A 16871-nucleotide genomic window follows, 5' to 3' on the forward strand; every position below is an offset into this window, starting at 1 on the left:
CAGCCAGATTGCACGTTTATTTAACCTGGTATAATACACAGATTTTATTATCTTTGGAAGCAGAAAAGACTACACAATGTAATCTCTTACAATAAACATATATACATTATGAAAAAAGGCAAGATAAGCAAACTGATTTTCGGATGCATGGTATATGCATCAGTTCTTTCTTTTTCGGGACAAACAGGCACCGCACAGGATTTACCCCGCGCAGCAACCCCAAAGACAATGGTGAAGGCAATGGATAACTATCTGAAAGATGTGGAAAACTCCAAGCAGGACCTGCACAGCATCATGGTGCTCCAACACGGTAAAGTCATTGCCGCAAAATGGATGGGCGAAGGCGACGAAAACAAACCGCACGTATTAAACTCCGTCAGCAAAACATTTACAGCGACAGCCATCGGTTTTGCCGTTGCAGAAGGGAAACTGAAAGTGACGGATAAGGTCATCTCTTTCTTCCCCGATAAACTCCCGGCAGAAATCAGTCCGAATCTGAAAAACATGGAGATCCGCCACCTGCTGACCATGTCATGCGGGCACGATGCCGATCCGACCGGCTTGGTCCGCAAGCAAGAAGGGACAGACTGGGTTCAAGGCTTTCTGGCCATACCTGTCGTACATGAACCCGGTACATTTTTTGTATATAACAGCCTCGGAACCTATATGCTTTCCGCTATTGTCCAGAAAGTGACCGGACAGAAAGTGATCGACTACCTCACTCCCCGCCTTTTCCAGCCATTGGGAATCACAGGCGCTTCCTGGACTGAAAGCCCGCAGGGTATCAATTGCGGCGGCTGGGGATTGTATCTTAAAACCGAAGACCTGGCAAAGATGGGGCAACTCTTCCTGCAAAAAGGAAAATGGAACAGCAAGCAACTTTTACCGGAATCCTGGATCGAAGAGGCCACAACATCCAAAATAGCCTCCTTACCTTCCGGAATGCGCCCCGAAAACCTGACGATGAAGCCCCAGGACAGCGATTGGTTACAAGGATACGGCTACCAGATGTGGCGTTGCCGGCATAACGGGTTCCGGGCAGACGGCGCAGCAGGCCAATACATTATCGTATTACCCGAAAAGGATGCTGTCATCGTAACAACAGCCAACATTAACGACATGCAAGCGGAAATCAATCTGATCTGGAAACATATATTGCCGGCATTATAAATAAATAACGGATAAACTCCGGTCCTCTATTGCATGTTACGGCTGTATTCTATTCATGTCACAGTTGTCTTCCTTGTATGTTACATTTGGATTTCTTGTGTTTCATAGCTGTGACATGAATAGCGGGCGGATATGGAAGGGGCACACATTCCGCATCATTCACTCTATCTGCCGGGTTGTTCCTTCCTTTACGGTTATAACCCTACTTATTCCGGTTTATTCTGATACCAACGCTGGAAAACGGTCCGGATCTCCGGCAAGTTCTTTTTATAACTATCCAAAGACCATTCGCTGCCAAAATCCTGCATATAGTTGTTCAAAGGAGCAAGTCCGATCTCTTTACGCAATTCGTCGACTTTATCCGGGTTCTCCAAAGGAACGATAAAGACTTTGTTGTTTGAAGTAATTGTCTGCGTACCATACACCTGGGGTTTACCTTGATTCATAAGAATACGGTCTGTCAGGAATGCATAATGCCATCCTTTTGCATTTCCTTGTTTCACGGCCTCCAGATATTTGGTTTGCACCGTCAATTCATTAATATGCTGGATACAGAGGAATAGTGTCTCGTTGGCATCTTCCCCTATGTCATCAATCCCCAACCAGCCGTAAGCATCGATGATCTGCTGCACCCGCAAGCCGTTCTTTAAATCGATCTCACGCATAATCTTTCTTATATCCAACGTACGCTTGTCTTCCCTTCCATACTTTTTCATTGCATCCATCAAAAGAATTCGAATACTCTGATCCTTACTCCGGATATCATTCAGTTCATTCCGTATCTCGTATATTTCAGGGTCCATATCCTTCTCGATTGCATCGAGCAGTTTAACATAGGTCGCATTGAAAGCGGCAGTATCATGTGAGGCAAGATAAGAATAACAACTATCTTTCAGTTCCGATAAACTTTGCGCTTCAGCTGTTATGGCTGTGCCGGTAATGGCGATGATCAAACATATTATTTTCTTTCTCATGGTCGTTTCTTGTAATATCTTTTTGAGTAACAAATATATGAAATATTTTTCCAGAGAATATGGGCAAGTGATTACATTATTCCTATATTTACAAAATCAATACTTGGAAAACATGGATGAATATATTGGAGCAGTCATAAAAGTCGGTGGAATCCTGATCGGGGGAGTCATGATTTTGTTTGTTGTCTGGCATATCGTAAAAGATATATTGGATATAAGCGGGAAAGATTCTTCGGATGGGAAATAAGCAGGAATAAGAAACAAACCAACGAGACGAAAAGTATAAGTAAATGCTTTTTTTATATAAGAGATGATAGAAGCCGGAAGAGTAACTTTGTAATCTAAACAAAAAGCTATTTTAACCAGACTTTCTAACCTCTGCGAAGAGGAATGGTTTTTACCCTATTTTCGTTTTTTAGAACTCTTCCGGCCTGGATTTTCGGTTATCGAAAACCAGGCCGGTCTATTTCAGGCCATTCCTCCTTTTGAAACACAAGGCAAACAGATTCTTTCAAACTTGGTTGCCACTTCTTTTACATCTTCGTATATCCGCCACAAATTTCAGCAGCATATCTATTATATTTGCGGCAAGAGTTTTTAAGAAAAAGTAGATATTTAGTATGGGTAATTTTAAAGAGACAGAACAGATTGACTGCCATTATTACAATACTCCTTCCCCTTGTAAATTTCGTTCATTCGAACTAAAATCCGAGACGAGATTTACAGAAACCAGGAATGAATTTACACGAATCATCTTCTTGCTTACAGGAGAAATAACCATCGATTGCGATGCCTGCTACAACCATACGTTGAAGCAACAGGAAATAGCCCTCTTGCCGATCGGATGCCGGATAGCAATCAATGCGGAGCAGGAAAGCAGTCTGATCGTCTGTTCCTTTTTAAAAATGCCTCAGGTCTGTAACCGGGTCCAACTTTCTAATCTCACCCGGTTAAAGAAAAGCATTATCTATCATTACAACACGCTTCCTTTTCGGGGAGAGATGCCGGATTATCTATCACTCTTAAAGTCATATCTAAATAGCAAAGTCGATTGCCCCCGCATACATGAAGGCAAACTGGAAGAATTAGGTATCCTTTTCCGGACTTATTATTCAAAAGAAGAACTGGCCACTTTCTTATATCCCATTATAAACGAAAATGAAGAATTTAACCAGTTTGTTCTCACCAACTACCGTACGGTCTCCACAGTGGAAGAGCTGGCCGAAAAAGCAAACATAAGCCTTTCCTCTTTTAACCGTAAGTTCCGGCGTTATTTCAGCGAATCGGCATTCCGCTGGATGCAAAAAAAACGTGCAGAAGGAATCCTGCACGATATAAAAACAACGAATAAATCTTTTCAGGAAATCTCGCTGGACTGGCGATTCTCTTCCCAGTCCCATCTGACCAAATTCTGTAAGCTGCAATACGGATTGCCCCCAAGAGAGATCAGGAAAAAATCCCAAATGAAAACTTAAAACGGGACCTCATTATTTCCCGGAGCCGGGGCCAGGAAATCGGCTCCGGCAGGTGGTATCGGCGGCATAGCCTCTATCGGGCCCGAGCTGTTCATATTGGAAGCGAACTCACGGACAGGAATGTCCTCATCCACATTCATGAACTTCGCAAACTCGCTCTTGAAACGGAGGCGCACATCCCCTACCGCACCGTTACGGTGCTTGGCTATGATAATCTCGGCCAGACCGATCAAGGAATTACCCCGTTCGTCCTCCGTAATCTTATAGTATTCGGGACGGTGGATGAAACATACCATATCGGCATCCTGCTCGATGGCACCGGACTCACGCAAGTCGGCCAACTGCGGGCGTTTCCCCTCGACTCCCTGACGGGCTTCGACGCCACGATTCAACTGAGACAGGGCGATGATCGGGATATTCAATTCTTTCGCCAATCCCTTCAAGGATCGGGAGATGGTACTTACCTCCTGTTCACGGCTACCGAAACTCATACCGCTCGCATTCATCAACTGGAGGTAGTCGATAATAATAATCTTGACACCATGTTCGCGAACCAAACGCCGGGCTTTCGTACGCAATTCGAACACAGAGAGGCTCGGCGTATCATCGACATAGATCGGTGCATCATACAATTCTTTTATCTTGAAGTCCAGCTGTTCCCATTCGTAGTTTTCCAGACGGCCGCTCTTGATCTTTTCGCCCGGAATCTCACAAACGTTCACGATCAGACGGTTTACCAACTGGACGTTACTCATTTCAAGCGAGAACAAAGCGACCGGCGTATTATGGTTCACCGCCATATTCTTAGCCATAGAGAGCACGAACGCCGTTTTACCCATCGCAGGACGGGCGGCAATGATGATAAGATCGGAATTTTGCCATCCTGAAGTCATTTTATCGAGCCCTTCAAAACCGGTACGCAAACCGCTCAAACCTTCCTTCTGGTTGGCCGCTTTTTCCAACAGCACCATAGCTTCCTTGATTACCGGATTGATCTGGGTCACATCCTTCTTGACATTACGCTGGGATATCTCGAAGAGTTTTCCTTCGGCTTCCTGCATCAGGTCTTCCACATCGATTGTTTCATCGAAGGCTTTACCCTGTATCATGGCCGTGAAAGAGATCAACTCCCGTGCCAGATATTTCTGGGCGATGATACGGGCATGATACTCGATATGGGCGCTACTGGCTACTTTGCTGGTCAACTGGGATATATAGAACGGACCGCCTACGTCTTCCAGTTCACCACGCGTCTTCAGTTGCTCAGTGACGGTCAGCATATCCACCGGACGCTGGCTGATCGCCAGGTCTACAATAGCCGCATAGATTTTCTCATGCGCTTTTTCGTAGAAACATTCCGGTTTCAGGATTTCACTAACTATGGAATAAGCATCTTTTTCCAGCATCAAGGCTCCTAACACGGCTTCTTCCAGCTCGCGTGCCTGTGGCTGCAAACGCCCCATATCGGGTACTACAACCGGTTTCCGCTTTCCTTTTCCTCCTGTATTATTTCCTCTTTCAGCCATCGTTCTATATAATTATCGGGCATCAAAAGTAATACTTTTTATCCGGTTCTCCGAACCCTGAACAAAATATTACATCGATTTGCCAAACCGGGAAGCATCTACCGCTTCGTGCTGTTTCTGCTTATATCCTCCGAACTTCCAGATGAAAGAAACGGTCAGACAACGATGGTCGTTCAGCATCCGGATACGGCTATATTGGCCGGGCTGGTCGATATCCAGACGATGCGGGTCGTTATTCTGAAATATGTCGTTCCACTTCAGTATCAATGTGGCACGATCATCGGAAAACTGCCACTTCAGGGCGGTTGAAACATCTGATATATGACCAACCTCATAGACTCCCTGAATAGCTCCTGTCACAAAATAGCCGTTCAATTCCAACTTCAGATTCGGACGGGCTTTGGAAAGGACAAACGTATTATTCATCTTGAACTGCCCGAAATATTTTCCATTGTCGAATGACAGATCGTGAAAATGATCCAGTTTTTCCTGTATGCGCCCGCCAAGCAACGTCACCTGGCTGTTCCAGAACTCACCGGCACGGAAAGGAACGATCACGGCCAACCCGAACTGCAACTGATAGTCCATATTCTCGTACCGGAAAATATTCTTCAGCTCCGATGTGTTCTGGTAAGGTAACTGAGCGAAGTAATCAGGTACATAGTCACAGAAAGCCAGGAACGTATATTTCTGCTTCAGAATATAAAGAAGCTGGCCGCTGTAAGAGCGATAGGGTTTCAACGAAGGGTTACCTAACACGACAGAGTAAGAGTTAAGCGGGCTCGCCTGCGGAGTGACATCCCAATAAGACGGATATGTCTTGTCGCTGCTTACATCCAATTGTAGGACATGCATCGGACTGACCGTATAACTAAGTGAAGCGTTCGGGAACAAGGCCCAATCATTCCAAAGTGTGGATTTCACGCCATTGGAAGTATAGTCGGACTTGAAATATTCGGCTTTCAGAGAAGCGGTCGCCGAGAAATGCGAACCGAAGCTCTTCGACACTTCCAGAAAACCATTTGCGCTATATTCTTTCTGGCGGTTATTCTCCAGCTCATCCGGGGCAAGCTCGTAGCCATTACCTTTATTATATAAGTAATCAATATAGGTTTTCGAGGAGGTGAAACCGCCATGGACACCGTAATTCAGTGTCCACCCGGTTCCAAAAGTGCGGGTATGGTTAATAAATAGTGCTCCTTGTGAAATATCCTGTTTGGAATTGTTCTGCAAGTCCGTCAGGACGCTTTCGCTGTTCCGGTCGACGAAAGTCTGGAAACCGGGTGAGCGATAGCGGGTGAAATCGGCTCCCGCCATCAGTCCGGAATGGCCGTCATACTGGACACGTACATTATGCAACGCATTGTTCCCTTCAACATAGGTTCGGCTGAAACGTTCTTCTGCCGGCTGTTCCGATTGTAATGTATGGAAAGTCGTAGTGGCGACACGGGTTATATCGGACTTACCTGCCGTAAGATAGTAGGCAGCCGACAGTTTGTCGTCATTCTTAAAAGTATAGTCCATTCCCAGGCGCATCGTTCCGTCGGTGCCATGACGTTTGCCACGGTCAGACTGGTTGACCTCCGTCACCTGGTCTTTTAAGGTATGGCGGGCCAGAATCTCCTCTCCCATATAGTTACGTCCCTTACCTCCGTTGACCAGAAAATCGATATTAAGGCGGGATGTGGAATAAAGCAAGTTGCCATGTGCTTTCCCAGCCGCATAATGCCGTTGAAGGTAATCGGCTCCCACCTCTCCCTGTAACATGTTTTTCTCGGCAACCGTCTGATCCAACACGACGTTGATCATAGCTCCTTTGATATTATATTTGGCAGGAGCATTATACATGATCTCGACATTGCTCACCCGGGAAGCCGGGATTGTTTTCAGCATACTGATCAGCTGGTCGACCGACATGGTCGTCAGTTGCCCGTTGATCACAATGCTCGGACTGCCGGCACCCAATAGTTGAACGGCATCGTCTGTTCCGATCACGCCGGGTATCTCTTTCACGACTTCAAAAGCATTGCTGACAGCCTTATCTTTCATCAGTTGAGGCACGTCATATTTCAATGCGCCATTCTCGACTTTCACCTGTGGCCGCTCAGCTTTTACCACGACGCCCTCCAGCTCATAATCCTTTTCAGTCAAAAGGACTGTTCCGACATCCGCTGTCGAAACCTCTTTACAGGCCGGTTCATACAGCAAATGCTGGAATAACAGACGGTAAGTCTGACCGGCTTCCCGATTCAACAAGAAAACGCCAAGACTATCTGTTACTACAGCATCTATATAAGTAGAATCCAATGTTTGCAATACGACAGCCACTCCGTCTACGGGCTGTTCCTCCTTATCGACCACTTTACCGTGAATCCGTTCCTGCGCCTGCAACATGCCACAACCGGCAACCAATAAAACCAGCGAGTAATAAAGTATTCGTTTCATCTTCGTTCTTTTTTTGTTCAACAATGCAAAGAAAGAACCTTCCAGGGAGAAACTGTGTTATCACTCACTTACGGAGTGTTATTTAGTCTTATCATTTTCCTATTTTCCTACGTTTTTATAAGCAGAAGGATTAATACCTTCATGCCTTTTAAAGAATTTGGATAAATGGCTTACATCTGTAAAACCAAATTCATCCGCAATTTCTTTCAACTTGATTTCTCCGGTTTCTAATCTACGCTTGATGAGTTGTAATTGCATCTTTTCGATATATTCTTTATAACTTATCTCGAAATTCCGCTTGAAATAAGTACTGAAATAAGATGGCGAAATATTAAAATTATTAGCAATCATATTGATGGAAATACAATCACGGTTAGATATATTCTCTTGAATGTATGCTGCTATATGAGCGTTAGTGGGAGTTTTCTTCTTTAATTCAATATTCCGGTTCTCAATGTATTCTTTTATCATTCCGAAAATGGAAAGAATATGATAATACACAATAGACGAACGAAGTACGTTAACCGTTGAATTATATAGGATAATATTCTCAAAAATATTCTTCAATATAGTCTGGCAAGGTTCACTCACCGTTATCTTGTCCTCTTTCAGCCATTGAATTTCCATGATGGAAGTTGGAGTTATTTCTCGTGAAAAGGACTTATAGGAGCGGTCATAAGTCTCAAAATAGCTTGAAGTAAATTTAATATAGGTAAAGCGCGTTACTGTTTTCACTGTGAAATAATGGCGGTCACCGGGTGCAAGCAGAAATAAATCCCCTTTTTCATAAGGAATTGTAACTTCATTAAAGAAATGATCCCCACACCCATAATGAATATAGATGATTTCAAAATGGTCTTGGGCATGTAATTCGCAAGAATATTCTTCCTCAATTACATCTATAATCTTTAATGATTCAAACTGGCTGCACTTTCTCATAGCGCAAATATACAAAATAATGTAATTTGGATACAAGTATTTTAATTCTATTTCCGCCTACCTTTGCAAAATAATCATTAACTAAATAACAGAAAATGAAAAAGATAACATTATTATCAATGATTTTAGGTACCTTTTTAATTACTTCATGTATGGAAAACAGTAAAAAATCAGACAAAGCAGTCTTCACTCAGAATGAAGACAGCACAAGTACTACAGGTTGGAAATCTCATTATGACCGGATGGAAGCAACCGACCTTCCTGATAACGTAATAGACTTAATAGGTAAGCAATGGATGCTGGTGACAGCAGGGAATAAAAGTTCTTATAACACAATGACAGCATCGTGGGGAGCGATTGGCGATATGTGGAGCAGACCATCTACTTTTATCGTAGTCCGTGATTCAAGGCATACTTATCAATTTTTGCAACGAGAAGAAAGTTTTACACTAAGTTTTTTTACAGAAGAATATCGGGGAGCACTTAGAATTTGTGGAACAAAATCGGGACGAGATACTGATAAAGTGTCAGAAGCAGGGTTGACCCCATTGGAAACCCCTTCCGGACTAATGAGTTTTGAAGAGGCGCGAATGATTATAGAATGTAAGAAAATGTTCGTTCAAGAGATGGACTATGCAAATTTGACTCAACCTTATAAAGAGAAAATTATGGAAGAATCTTATAACAACGAGCCTTCTAAACACCAACTCTTTATTTCAGAAATAACCAATATATGGATAAAGAAATAAAAAATAAATTAGTTACACGTAATTCGTTCCGACGGTATTGCAGGACGGTTCACACCCACCTGTCTTTTTTCTTTGTGGGAGTAATTCTTATTTATGCAGTATCAGGCATAACTATGAATCATTTAAAGAATTTTAATCCGAAATACTATATAACTGTAAACAATTATACAGTGAAGGGGACATTCCCTACCTCCCATAAATTTAATAAAAATGAAATAATACAGTTGTTAGAAGAGGTAGGCGAGCAGGATAATTATATCAAACATTTTTATCCGAATAACTCAACAGTGAAAGTTTTCTTGAAAAGTGGCTCATCCTATATTCTTGATACTCAAACAGGAAATGTTGCTTATGAAGGAATAAAGAAAAGACCGGTTTTTTATCAACTCTCATTTCTCCATTATAATCCGGGAACATGGTGGACCTATTTCTCAGACCTATCTGCGGTATGCCTTATATTGATATGTATAAGTGGTATTCTAATGAATAAAGGTAAACGAGGTTTGTTCGGAATAGGGGGAATTGAATTATTAGCAGGTATATTAATCCCTGCGCTGGTTTTAATTTTATAGATAAATTACATAATAAAATGGATGCTAAATTTAAAGGTACAATTTATGGGATTATTGCAGCAATCAGCTATGGTACAAATCCACTTGGGGCATTATCTCTTTATGAAGCTGGAATAAACGCTAACTCTGTATTATTTTACCGCTTCTTACTTGCGGCTTTTTTTCTCGGTGGGTTAATGTTTATACAAAATAAATCGTTCAGGGTTACACGAAAAGAATTAGGGATTTTGGCAGGGTTAGGGATTTTGTTTGCGGCATCTTCGCTGACCCTGTTCCTAAGTTTCCACTACATGGATGCAGGAATAGCGTCTACAATTCTGTTCGTATATCCTGTTATTGTAACTGTCATCATGGCTATTTTCTTTAAAGAAAAAGTGTCTTTAATTACGGTTTTATCTATTCTTCTGGCTATTGGGGGCATAGGACTATTATACAAAGGGAATAATGGTAGCGTGTTGAATGCAACGGGAGTATCGCTTGTTATGCTATCCTCCCTTTCTTATGCACTTTATATAGTTGCTGTAAATAAATCCTCTTTAAGAATGTCATCTATAAAGTTAACGTTTTATGTTCTGCTATTTTGTACATTAACTATCATGGTTCAATCATTTTTTGACAGCAACAACCATTTACAGTTACTTACAACCTCTTCTATGTGGATGTTTGCTATAATGCTTGCATTGGTTCCTACTGTTATATCCTTAGTATTTATGGTAATTGCAGTACGCCAAATAGGTTCAACACCTACTGCTATCATGGGCGCATTGGAACCACTCACTGCGGTGATTATCGGTATTACTATATTCAATGAAATATTCACGCTACGGTTGGCTGTTGGCATTATGATGATACTAATAGCTGTAATTCTAATAATAATTGGTAAATCAATTCAAATTCGAACATTAACCGTTGCTATTACTTATATAGGACAAATACTTCATAAACCTTGGCAACCGAAATGAAATTATCTAATATGCAACACATCTACAAAAAAACAAAATTTCATCCATTAAATAATATATTTTTTTATACCTTCACCGACCAAACAAATAAACACATGAAGATTTCAATCAATTGCCCCATTCTTTCTGTTGAGTTCGGGAAGACAACAAAATATGATGATATACATGAGCTAAACTCAAAAATGGAAACATTCTTTCATAATAAACTATACTTGGATAAGGTGGAAGAGTACAGTGTTGGACTCATTTGTGTCAGTCCTGGCTTTGATGAATTCTTCAAACCAAGGCGCCCCAAATATTATGAGGACAAAATATTAAAAGCAAAAGGCCTGCCTGGTCCGGAAGAGATTCATCTTAAACACCATTTATTCTTCGAATTAAAATTGGATTATGCAACCTTCTTTCCTTCAAACAAAGAAGAAGGCTATAATATAATAGCACAATCCTTTTTGAAATTTCTCGAAGAATTAAAATATCCTTCTGCAATAAAGAATTTTGATAAAAAGAGATTCAATAATGACATGAGGGAGTTTTTCGTTCAAATGGGATGCATATTATAAAACATATACGTATCTTAAAACTGTAAATATCATATAAATCGGATGCAATATAATTAATATGGAAATAGCATTAAACCCGCCTGTGCTTTCTATAGAATTTGATAATACGACTAAATTTCAAGAGATATTATCATTGGAAGAAAAAATGAATGTTTTTTTTAAAGATAGGTTCTATTCTGATTCAGTAGAAAGTTACTATATAGAATTCATATGTGTCAGTCCTGCATTTAGACCTTTTAATAAACCTAAAAGGACTAAATATTACAGCGATGTAACCCTGAATAATCCATTTATCCAGGGTGAGAAAAATCACTTTTGCAAAATACTTGCTGTCAGTATGGATTTGGATTTTGAATCATTCTACCAATCAAACGAAAAAGAAGGATTCAATATCATTGGTAACACACTTTTGAAGTTTCTTGAATCATTAAAATATCCACAAGTAATCAAGAGTTTTGATAAAAATAGATTCAATAATGACATGAAAGACTTTTTCGTTCAAATTGGATGTACAATAGTTACCCCATAATAAAATAACAGAAAAGTATGTTTTTAAATAATCTTTTTTCGAAGATATTTCGAAATCAAAATAGAATAGAATATACAACAGGTAAAGCTGTACCTCTTGAAGAAATTTATCTATCCGAATTAGAAAAGTATCCTATATGGATATATGCATTGGAAGAAGAAGATGTAGAAGGGCAAGATGAGTTTTGGGTAAAACCGATCACCAACTCTACAAATGTTGAAGCTGAACTTTCTACACCATACATTCTTCTAAAAATTAAAGAGAATAATTGCCCTGTTTCTGCTCTTTTAGATATAGAGAACATGAAGCTGGATGATCTTCAATACTGGGATTACAAATATGGAAATTGGGAAGAACTCAACAAGTTAGATATGCCTTCTCCTATTCACTTAATTTCAATTCCTTCTATATTGGGCAAACCGGCAGTTGAATTTTCAGTCGATATAAAACCCAAAAATCAGACTACGGCAATTGCAAGAACACTTATGGGACCAGACGAGTGTAAAGACATGTATAAAACACTTCCTCCAAATATTTGTCCTGTATGCCATACTCCTTTGAAACGTGAAATTAATCCCAACTTTATAGTTTCAAATAAACGATCATGTTTAAGATATACTTATGACAGCTTCTGTATCGTGACTGAAGATTTTAAAAACTTTTGTACACTAAATCATTATCCCAATTTAGAGTTCAAAGAATTTCCTAAATCACCAGGCAATTATTATTTCACACCATTAAACATCTTCCCATTAGATCCGATAAGACAAAAAATTAAATTTGAAGAATGTTGCTCTTCTTGTGGTGGATTTAAAGGTGCTTATGGAAGTAGCCCCGGTTTTAAATCTAAAAACTTCACACTTCCTTCGAATGACTTCATTTACCGTTCTGATATAGAATTTGGTTCGGAGGAAAAGAAATCACCATTAATAATGGTTGGATTAGAAACAGAAATAAAAATGAAAAAATTCGGTTTGAAAGGTATATATTTTGACGATATATATGAATAAATAATCATGTAACTAATATTACACCTAAATTCGCTTTAAAAATTAAAACTGATGGCTTCTACAAAAGAAAAAAAAGAAATATACAAATTGTGGGGAGAAGCATTCCCTTGTTTAACAGCTTTTTCTCCTACAGCCTTTTATATGACACTGGATATCGCGGTTATCGGAATCAGGTTAATGCCTCTTATAGGAGGAGAAGAATATCGTCCCCACTTCATGTGCTATCCCTTATGGAGAGAAAACAATAATATGAATATGAAAGATGGGATTTTCATGCAACAAATGTACAATGCAAAGAAAATGCAGTTAGATGTTTCTTATCTGGCTAATCAGGATACCATAAAGAAAGCGATCGATCTTACTGGAAAGCAAATTGGAACATGTGTTCAGGATCAAGTCTCAGTAAAAGATATTTTCGGAATATTAAAATGGTATTTTTCTTATATCCTTGTCCAAAGTAGCCCCATACTTCAATCAAAAGTATTGGAATATGAGTTCATGATTGCTCTTTATATAAACAACCCTAATTTTATTGACAAAGTAAAAACGGAAATTACCAAAATTTCAAATAGTTGGGACCCTAATTATTTTGAGTGGCGGCATGGTAAAATCGAAGATTGGCGCCAACGTCTTTTTGATCGACTGGAAAATCGTGATGCTTTCCTTCTACAAATTCAAAAAAACATAAATGATGGCAAAATCGCAAAATTACCGAGAGCACATATGATTTTTAGCGACAGAGAGCTTAAACATCTATCTCTCAGTAAAAGAAAATACTTTCATTGCATTCTGAACTGGTTTGATTAACATTTCAAACCATTGTTTCAGCAAGTTTTTATGGTCTACTTAACCCTTATCAAATCCCCTTCCGAAAATCCGGTAGTGATATGTTCCACTTGCCACAATTGTAGATCCGGCAATTCTCTAATAAGCTCTTTCAGCAAAGCTACCATATCATTCAACACATCTTCCCACCCTTTATTTACCGGAATATTCAAATCCGAGCATGTCCGGTGTTCTGGCACATAGTCCTCTTCACAAGCCCAATCGTCGTTTTTCTCATCATAACATTTCGCACCTGTCAGTTCTATGCCATAAGGCTCAAACAACCCAAAGTTCAACGCAACAATATCTTCCGGTATACTCTGTTCCTTATCAATAGATAATATCCATTGCTTTACAATTTCCTTTATGTCCTGTTCTTTATGAAACAATGACTTTATTGTGAATTTCATGTTTAATACAGTTTACAGTGCACAAAGTTATAGATTTACCAGATACCGGACAACTCATTTCTCTGCCTTTGGTATCTACACAACATCAAATCTATTAAATAACTATTTAAGCATAAGCTTTATATTCCTATATTTGCAAGCTAAAAAATGGAAATATGAAGCAGATTGAAGAAATTGCAACAAAGAATCAAGACAAAGCGTGGGAGATTATCAGAGATACTAACATTATGGGAATTTGGCAAGATGCAGGCGCAACCATTAATCTTGTCGGCTCGCTCAAAACAGGGCTACTTATGAAGCATCGGGATATTGATTTTCATATTTATACTGAAAGGTTGGATGTTGCCGATAGTTTTTCCGCAATGACAAAATTGGCTCAACATCCACGTATCAAGCGTATTGAGTATGGGAATCTCATAGATACCGACGAAAAATGTATTGAATGGCACGCTTGGTATGAAGATGAAAACAAAGATCTTTGGCAATTGGATATGATTCACATTGAAAAAGGGTCTACATACGATGGCTATTTTGAGAAAGTTGCCGAACGTATATCTAAACTCCTTACCGAAGAGACACGACAAGCAATTCTGCGACTTAAATACGAAACTCCCGATACGGAGAAAATTATGGGCATAGTTTATTATCAAGCTGTAATTCAAGGCGGTGTTCGTACTTACACTGAGTTTACAGAATGGTTGAAAAATAATCCGACAGATGGCATAATTGAATGGATGCCATAATATGGAAACATCATAACCCCAATTACAGATTACAATATTAAATTAAACGCCCTATTTGCCATAATACAAGCAAATAGGGCGAGGTCTAATCTATAATTCATTATTTAACCCGACTATTTTTTCACCAAATCGACCAACCATTTTATCATTTCCGGGTCATAATGCGAGAAGAACAGACTTTTTCCCTGGTCGAGTCCGGCTATTTCCTGCATATCTTCATCCGTCAAAGCAAAGTCGAATACATTGAAATTCTCAATCATACGCTCTTTGCGGGTGGACTTCGGAATAACAATTACGCCTCGTTGAATAAGGAAACGCAACGCTGTCTGTGCTACTGACTTGCCGTACTTTTCACCAATTGCTTTTAGAGTTTCATTTGTAAAGAAGTCATTCCGCCCTTCGGCAAACGGGCCCCACGACATGACACGCGCACCGTAACGTTCCATGATTTTCTGCGGTTCTACCTGCTGGTTGAATACATGTGTTTCCACTTGGTTGACCATCGGTCTGATTTCGCAAAACTCCGCTAAATCCACAAAACGGTCGGGATAGAAATTGCTCACACCGATAGCACGAGCCTTGCCGTTTTTGTAGGCTTCTTCCATGGCGCGATAAGTGCCATAGTAGTCGCTGAAAGGCTGGTGAATCAGCAGCAAATCCACATAGTCGCTTTGCAATTTGCGCAAAGATTCGTCGATGGATGCCTTCGCCTGTTCATAGCCGGCATTGGAAATCCATACTTTAGTGGTGATGAAAACATCTTCACGGGCAATACCGCTTTTCTTCACAGCACGGCCTACGCCTTCCTCATTATAATAAGCCTGCGCCGTATCGATAGAACGATACCCCACACTCAAAGCATCCGCTACACAACGTTCACACTCTTCAGGTGTCACCTGATAGACGCCATAGCCCAAGATCGGCATTTCGACGCCATTATTCAATTTTACTATATCCATAATTTCATTTTTCTATATGATTATCAAAAAGACTTTCAGAAGATTTTCTTTCCCATCTCATATGCTTCCTGTAGGGCAGGATTGCCTTTTATTTCACCCACGTGCCACACTCCGGTTGCAAGAATTTTCCCTTTGACTACCGGATTCTCCAAACAATCGATGAAGCCCATAAGATTATCGAAAACATGCTCCAAAAGAGGGCGCCCCTCATCTCCTTCGGCTGCGGCAGCAAGGAAATAAAACTCCTTGTTCGTCATTTCCGTATAGGGGCCGCAACAACGGTCGAGCATTGTTTTCAGTTGCGCACTCATCGCATAAAAATAAACCGGCGTTCCGAGAACGATGACATCAGCGGCCAGCATTTTGCTGATGATTTCGGCAGCATCGTCTTTTTGAGGACAGGGTTTCTTATATTGGCTGCATACGCTACAGCCTGTACAATAATTGACTGTTTTGTCTCCCAGGAAAATCTTCTCCACCTCATTCCCGGCTTCAACTGCGCCACGCATAAACTCATCGCAAAGTGTATCGGAGTTTCCTCCACGCCGGGGACTGGATGATAGTATAAATACTTTCTTGCTCATAATTACATATTATTTAATCGGTTATTTTTCATGCAACAAAAATACACCGTTACAAGAAGACACTTTGTAGATGAATTACGGATAATAGTACCCGAATTACAGATTATAATATTTATTCCATGGGCTTATTGTATAAAACGTATTTTTCAGGCTCGAAAAACGTCCGAAACAAAACAAATGTTAATCCGTTTTTTTGGCCTCGAAAAAGGACTTTTTCCTCTTTTTCGAGCGTTTTCCGCCATTACGACCGTCCTAATTTCCATTGCGACCGTGCTAATAGGTAGTGCACTCGGCAGCTCGCGAAGATTAGGACGGTCGTAATGGCGATTTGGACGGTCGTAATTGGAAAGAGGACCGTTTTCAGGGCAAAAAAGCACCTGAATTTCCTTGGGATATTTGGAACGCCGTCCGTTTTGTTTTCAAATATTCGATTCTCCGG

The 16871-nt window shown here is 40.3% G+C and carries 17 protein-coding genes and 1 pseudogene; 11 read left to right on the forward strand and 7 right to left on the reverse strand.

Annotation, left to right across the window (positions count from 1 at the left end; genetic code table 11):
- Positions 1-195: 195 nt before the first annotated feature.
- Positions 196-1170: pseudogene (locus tag DWU89_RS14360) on the forward strand (serine hydrolase domain-containing protein); the annotation flags it as partial.
- A 206-nt stretch (positions 1171-1376) separates the two neighbouring features.
- On the opposite strand, the gene DWU89_RS14365 reads toward DWU89_RS14360, so the two are convergent.
- Positions 1377-2144, reverse strand: coding sequence for a DUF6624 domain-containing protein (locus tag DWU89_RS14365; RefSeq protein WP_115500325.1), 768 nt, complete (start codon positions 2142-2144; stop codon positions 1377-1379).
- 112 nt (positions 2145-2256) lie between these two features.
- Between DWU89_RS14365 and DWU89_RS21190 the strand changes: the two genes are divergently transcribed.
- Complete coding sequence (locus DWU89_RS21190) at positions 2257-2391, forward strand: hypothetical protein (protein ID WP_255419770.1); 135 nt, start codon at positions 2257-2259, stop codon at positions 2389-2391.
- Between the two features lie 373 nt (positions 2392-2764).
- Positions 2765-3619, forward strand: coding sequence for a helix-turn-helix domain-containing protein (locus DWU89_RS14375; protein ID WP_115500327.1), 855 nt, complete (start codon positions 2765-2767; stop codon positions 3617-3619).
- On the opposite strand, the gene dnaB is transcribed toward DWU89_RS14375, so the two are convergent.
- The 3 genes from dnaB to DWU89_RS14390 form a co-directional block, all read right to left on the reverse strand.
- The gene (gene dnaB, locus DWU89_RS14380) at positions 3616-5145 is read right to left on the reverse strand and encodes a replicative DNA helicase (RefSeq protein WP_115500328.1); all 1530 of its coding nucleotides are present in this window, start codon (positions 5143-5145) and stop codon (positions 3616-3618) included. The two genes, DWU89_RS14375 and dnaB, sit on opposite strands and share 4 nt — an antisense overlap.
- A gap of 69 nt (positions 5146-5214) precedes the next feature.
- Positions 5215-7590: a TonB-dependent receptor domain-containing protein gene (locus DWU89_RS14385; protein ID WP_115500329.1), complete on the reverse strand. Its 2376-nt coding sequence runs from the start codon at positions 7588-7590 to the stop codon at positions 5215-5217.
- Positions 7591-7689: 99 nt separating this feature from the next.
- Positions 7690-8529 carry an AraC family transcriptional regulator gene (locus DWU89_RS14390; RefSeq protein WP_115500330.1) on the reverse strand — a complete coding sequence of 280 codons (840 nt, stop codon included), beginning with the start codon at positions 8527-8529 and terminating at the stop codon, positions 7690-7692.
- A 95-nt stretch (positions 8530-8624) separates the two neighbouring features.
- Between DWU89_RS14390 and DWU89_RS14395 the strand changes: the two genes are divergently transcribed.
- The 7 genes from DWU89_RS14395 to DWU89_RS14425 all read left to right on the forward strand — a co-directional run bounded on the left by DWU89_RS14395 (position 8625) and on the right by DWU89_RS14425 (position 13718).
- On the forward strand, positions 8625-9278 hold the full coding sequence (locus tag DWU89_RS14395; RefSeq protein ID WP_115500331.1) for a flavin reductase family protein: 654 nt from the start codon (positions 8625-8627) through the stop codon (positions 9276-9278).
- Positions 9263-9850 (forward strand): PepSY-associated TM helix domain-containing protein, encoded by a 588-nt coding sequence (locus DWU89_RS14400; protein WP_115500332.1) that lies wholly within the window; start codon positions 9263-9265, stop codon positions 9848-9850. Before DWU89_RS14395 ends, DWU89_RS14400 begins: the two co-directional genes overlap by 16 nt.
- 17 nt (positions 9851-9867) lie before the next feature.
- Entirely contained in the window at positions 9868-10812 is a 945-nt protein-coding gene (locus DWU89_RS14405; protein WP_115500333.1) for an EamA family transporter, read from the forward strand.
- A gap of 95 nt (positions 10813-10907) precedes the next feature.
- Positions 10908-11372, forward strand: a complete 465-nt coding sequence (locus DWU89_RS14410; protein WP_147292121.1) for a hypothetical protein — start codon at positions 10908-10910, stop codon at positions 11370-11372.
- Between the two features lie 58 nt (positions 11373-11430).
- The gene (locus tag DWU89_RS14415; RefSeq protein WP_115500335.1) at positions 11431-11901 is read left to right on the forward strand and encodes a hypothetical protein; all 471 of its coding nucleotides are present in this window, start codon (positions 11431-11433) and stop codon (positions 11899-11901) included.
- Positions 11902-11918: 17 nt separating this feature from the next.
- Positions 11919-12911, forward strand: a complete 993-nt coding sequence (locus DWU89_RS20895) for a hypothetical protein (protein ID WP_187574941.1) — start codon at positions 11919-11921, stop codon at positions 12909-12911.
- A 51-nt stretch (positions 12912-12962) separates the two neighbouring features.
- A complete protein-coding gene (locus DWU89_RS14425; protein WP_115500336.1) occupies positions 12963-13718 on the forward strand; it encodes a hypothetical protein in 756 nt (251 codons plus the stop codon).
- A 35-nt stretch (positions 13719-13753) separates the two neighbouring features.
- On the opposite strand, the gene DWU89_RS14430 is transcribed toward DWU89_RS14425, so the two are convergent.
- Entirely contained in the window at positions 13754-14146 is a 393-nt protein-coding gene (locus DWU89_RS14430) for a hypothetical protein (protein WP_115500337.1), read from the reverse strand.
- Positions 14147-14301: 155 nt separating this feature from the next.
- Here DWU89_RS14430 and DWU89_RS14435 point away from each other — a divergent pair, with 155 nt between their 5' ends.
- Entirely contained in the window at positions 14302-14889 is a 588-nt protein-coding gene (locus DWU89_RS14435; protein ID WP_115500338.1) for a phosphoglycerate mutase family protein, read from the forward strand.
- A gap of 113 nt (positions 14890-15002) precedes the next feature.
- Here the strand turns inward: DWU89_RS14435 and DWU89_RS14440 are convergent, their stop codons facing one another.
- Positions 15003-15848: an aldo/keto reductase gene (locus tag DWU89_RS14440; protein ID WP_115500339.1), complete on the reverse strand. Its 846-nt coding sequence runs from the start codon at positions 15846-15848 to the stop codon at positions 15003-15005.
- A 35-nt stretch (positions 15849-15883) separates the two neighbouring features.
- Positions 15884-16432 (reverse strand): flavodoxin family protein, encoded by a 549-nt coding sequence (locus DWU89_RS14445; RefSeq protein WP_115500340.1) that lies wholly within the window; start codon positions 16430-16432, stop codon positions 15884-15886.
- Positions 16433-16871 lie beyond the last annotated feature (439 nt).

It is taken from the genome of Parabacteroides acidifaciens, from assembly GCF_003363715.1.
In the GTDB taxonomy this organism is placed as follows: domain Bacteria; phylum Bacteroidota; class Bacteroidia; order Bacteroidales; family Tannerellaceae; genus Parabacteroides; species Parabacteroides acidifaciens.

Coding starts and splice junctions, on each gene's coding strand:
- DWU89_RS14425 (WP_115500336.1), top strand. CDS start 12,963: ATGGCTTCTACAAAAGAAAAAAAAGAAATATACAAATTGTGGGGAGAA.
- DWU89_RS14445 (WP_115500340.1), bottom strand. CDS start 16,432: ATGAGCAAGAAAGTATTTATACTATCATCCAGTCCCCGGCGTGGAGGA.
- DWU89_RS14440 (WP_115500339.1), bottom strand. CDS start 15,848: ATGGATATAGTAAAATTGAATAATGGCGTCGAAATGCCGATCTTGGGC.
- DWU89_RS14375 (WP_115500327.1), top strand. CDS start 2,765: ATGGGTAATTTTAAAGAGACAGAACAGATTGACTGCCATTATTACAAT.
- DWU89_RS14365 (WP_115500325.1), bottom strand. CDS start 2,144: ATGAGAAAGAAAATAATATGTTTGATCATCGCCATTACCGGCACAGCC.
- dnaB (WP_115500328.1), bottom strand. CDS start 5,145: ATGGCTGAAAGAGGAAATAATACAGGAGGAAAAGGAAAGCGGAAACCG.
- DWU89_RS14410 (WP_147292121.1), top strand. CDS start 10,908: ATGAAGATTTCAATCAATTGCCCCATTCTTTCTGTTGAGTTCGGGAAG.
- DWU89_RS21190 (WP_255419770.1), top strand. CDS start 2,257: ATGGATGAATATATTGGAGCAGTCATAAAAGTCGGTGGAATCCTGATC.
- DWU89_RS14430 (WP_115500337.1), bottom strand. CDS start 14,146: ATGAAATTCACAATAAAGTCATTGTTTCATAAAGAACAGGACATAAAG.
- DWU89_RS14385 (WP_115500329.1), bottom strand. CDS start 7,590: ATGAAACGAATACTTTATTACTCGCTGGTTTTATTGGTTGCCGGTTGT.
- DWU89_RS14405 (WP_115500333.1), top strand. CDS start 9,868: ATGGATGCTAAATTTAAAGGTACAATTTATGGGATTATTGCAGCAATC.
- DWU89_RS20895 (WP_187574941.1), top strand. CDS start 11,919: ATGTTTTTAAATAATCTTTTTTCGAAGATATTTCGAAATCAAAATAGA.
- DWU89_RS14415 (WP_115500335.1), top strand. CDS start 11,431: ATGGAAATAGCATTAAACCCGCCTGTGCTTTCTATAGAATTTGATAAT.
- DWU89_RS14435 (WP_115500338.1), top strand. CDS start 14,302: ATGAAGCAGATTGAAGAAATTGCAACAAAGAATCAAGACAAAGCGTGG.
- DWU89_RS14395 (WP_115500331.1), top strand. CDS start 8,625: ATGAAAAAGATAACATTATTATCAATGATTTTAGGTACCTTTTTAATT.
- DWU89_RS14390 (WP_115500330.1), bottom strand. CDS start 8,529: ATGAGAAAGTGCAGCCAGTTTGAATCATTAAAGATTATAGATGTAATT.
- DWU89_RS14400 (WP_115500332.1), top strand. CDS start 9,263: ATGGATAAAGAAATAAAAAATAAATTAGTTACACGTAATTCGTTCCGA.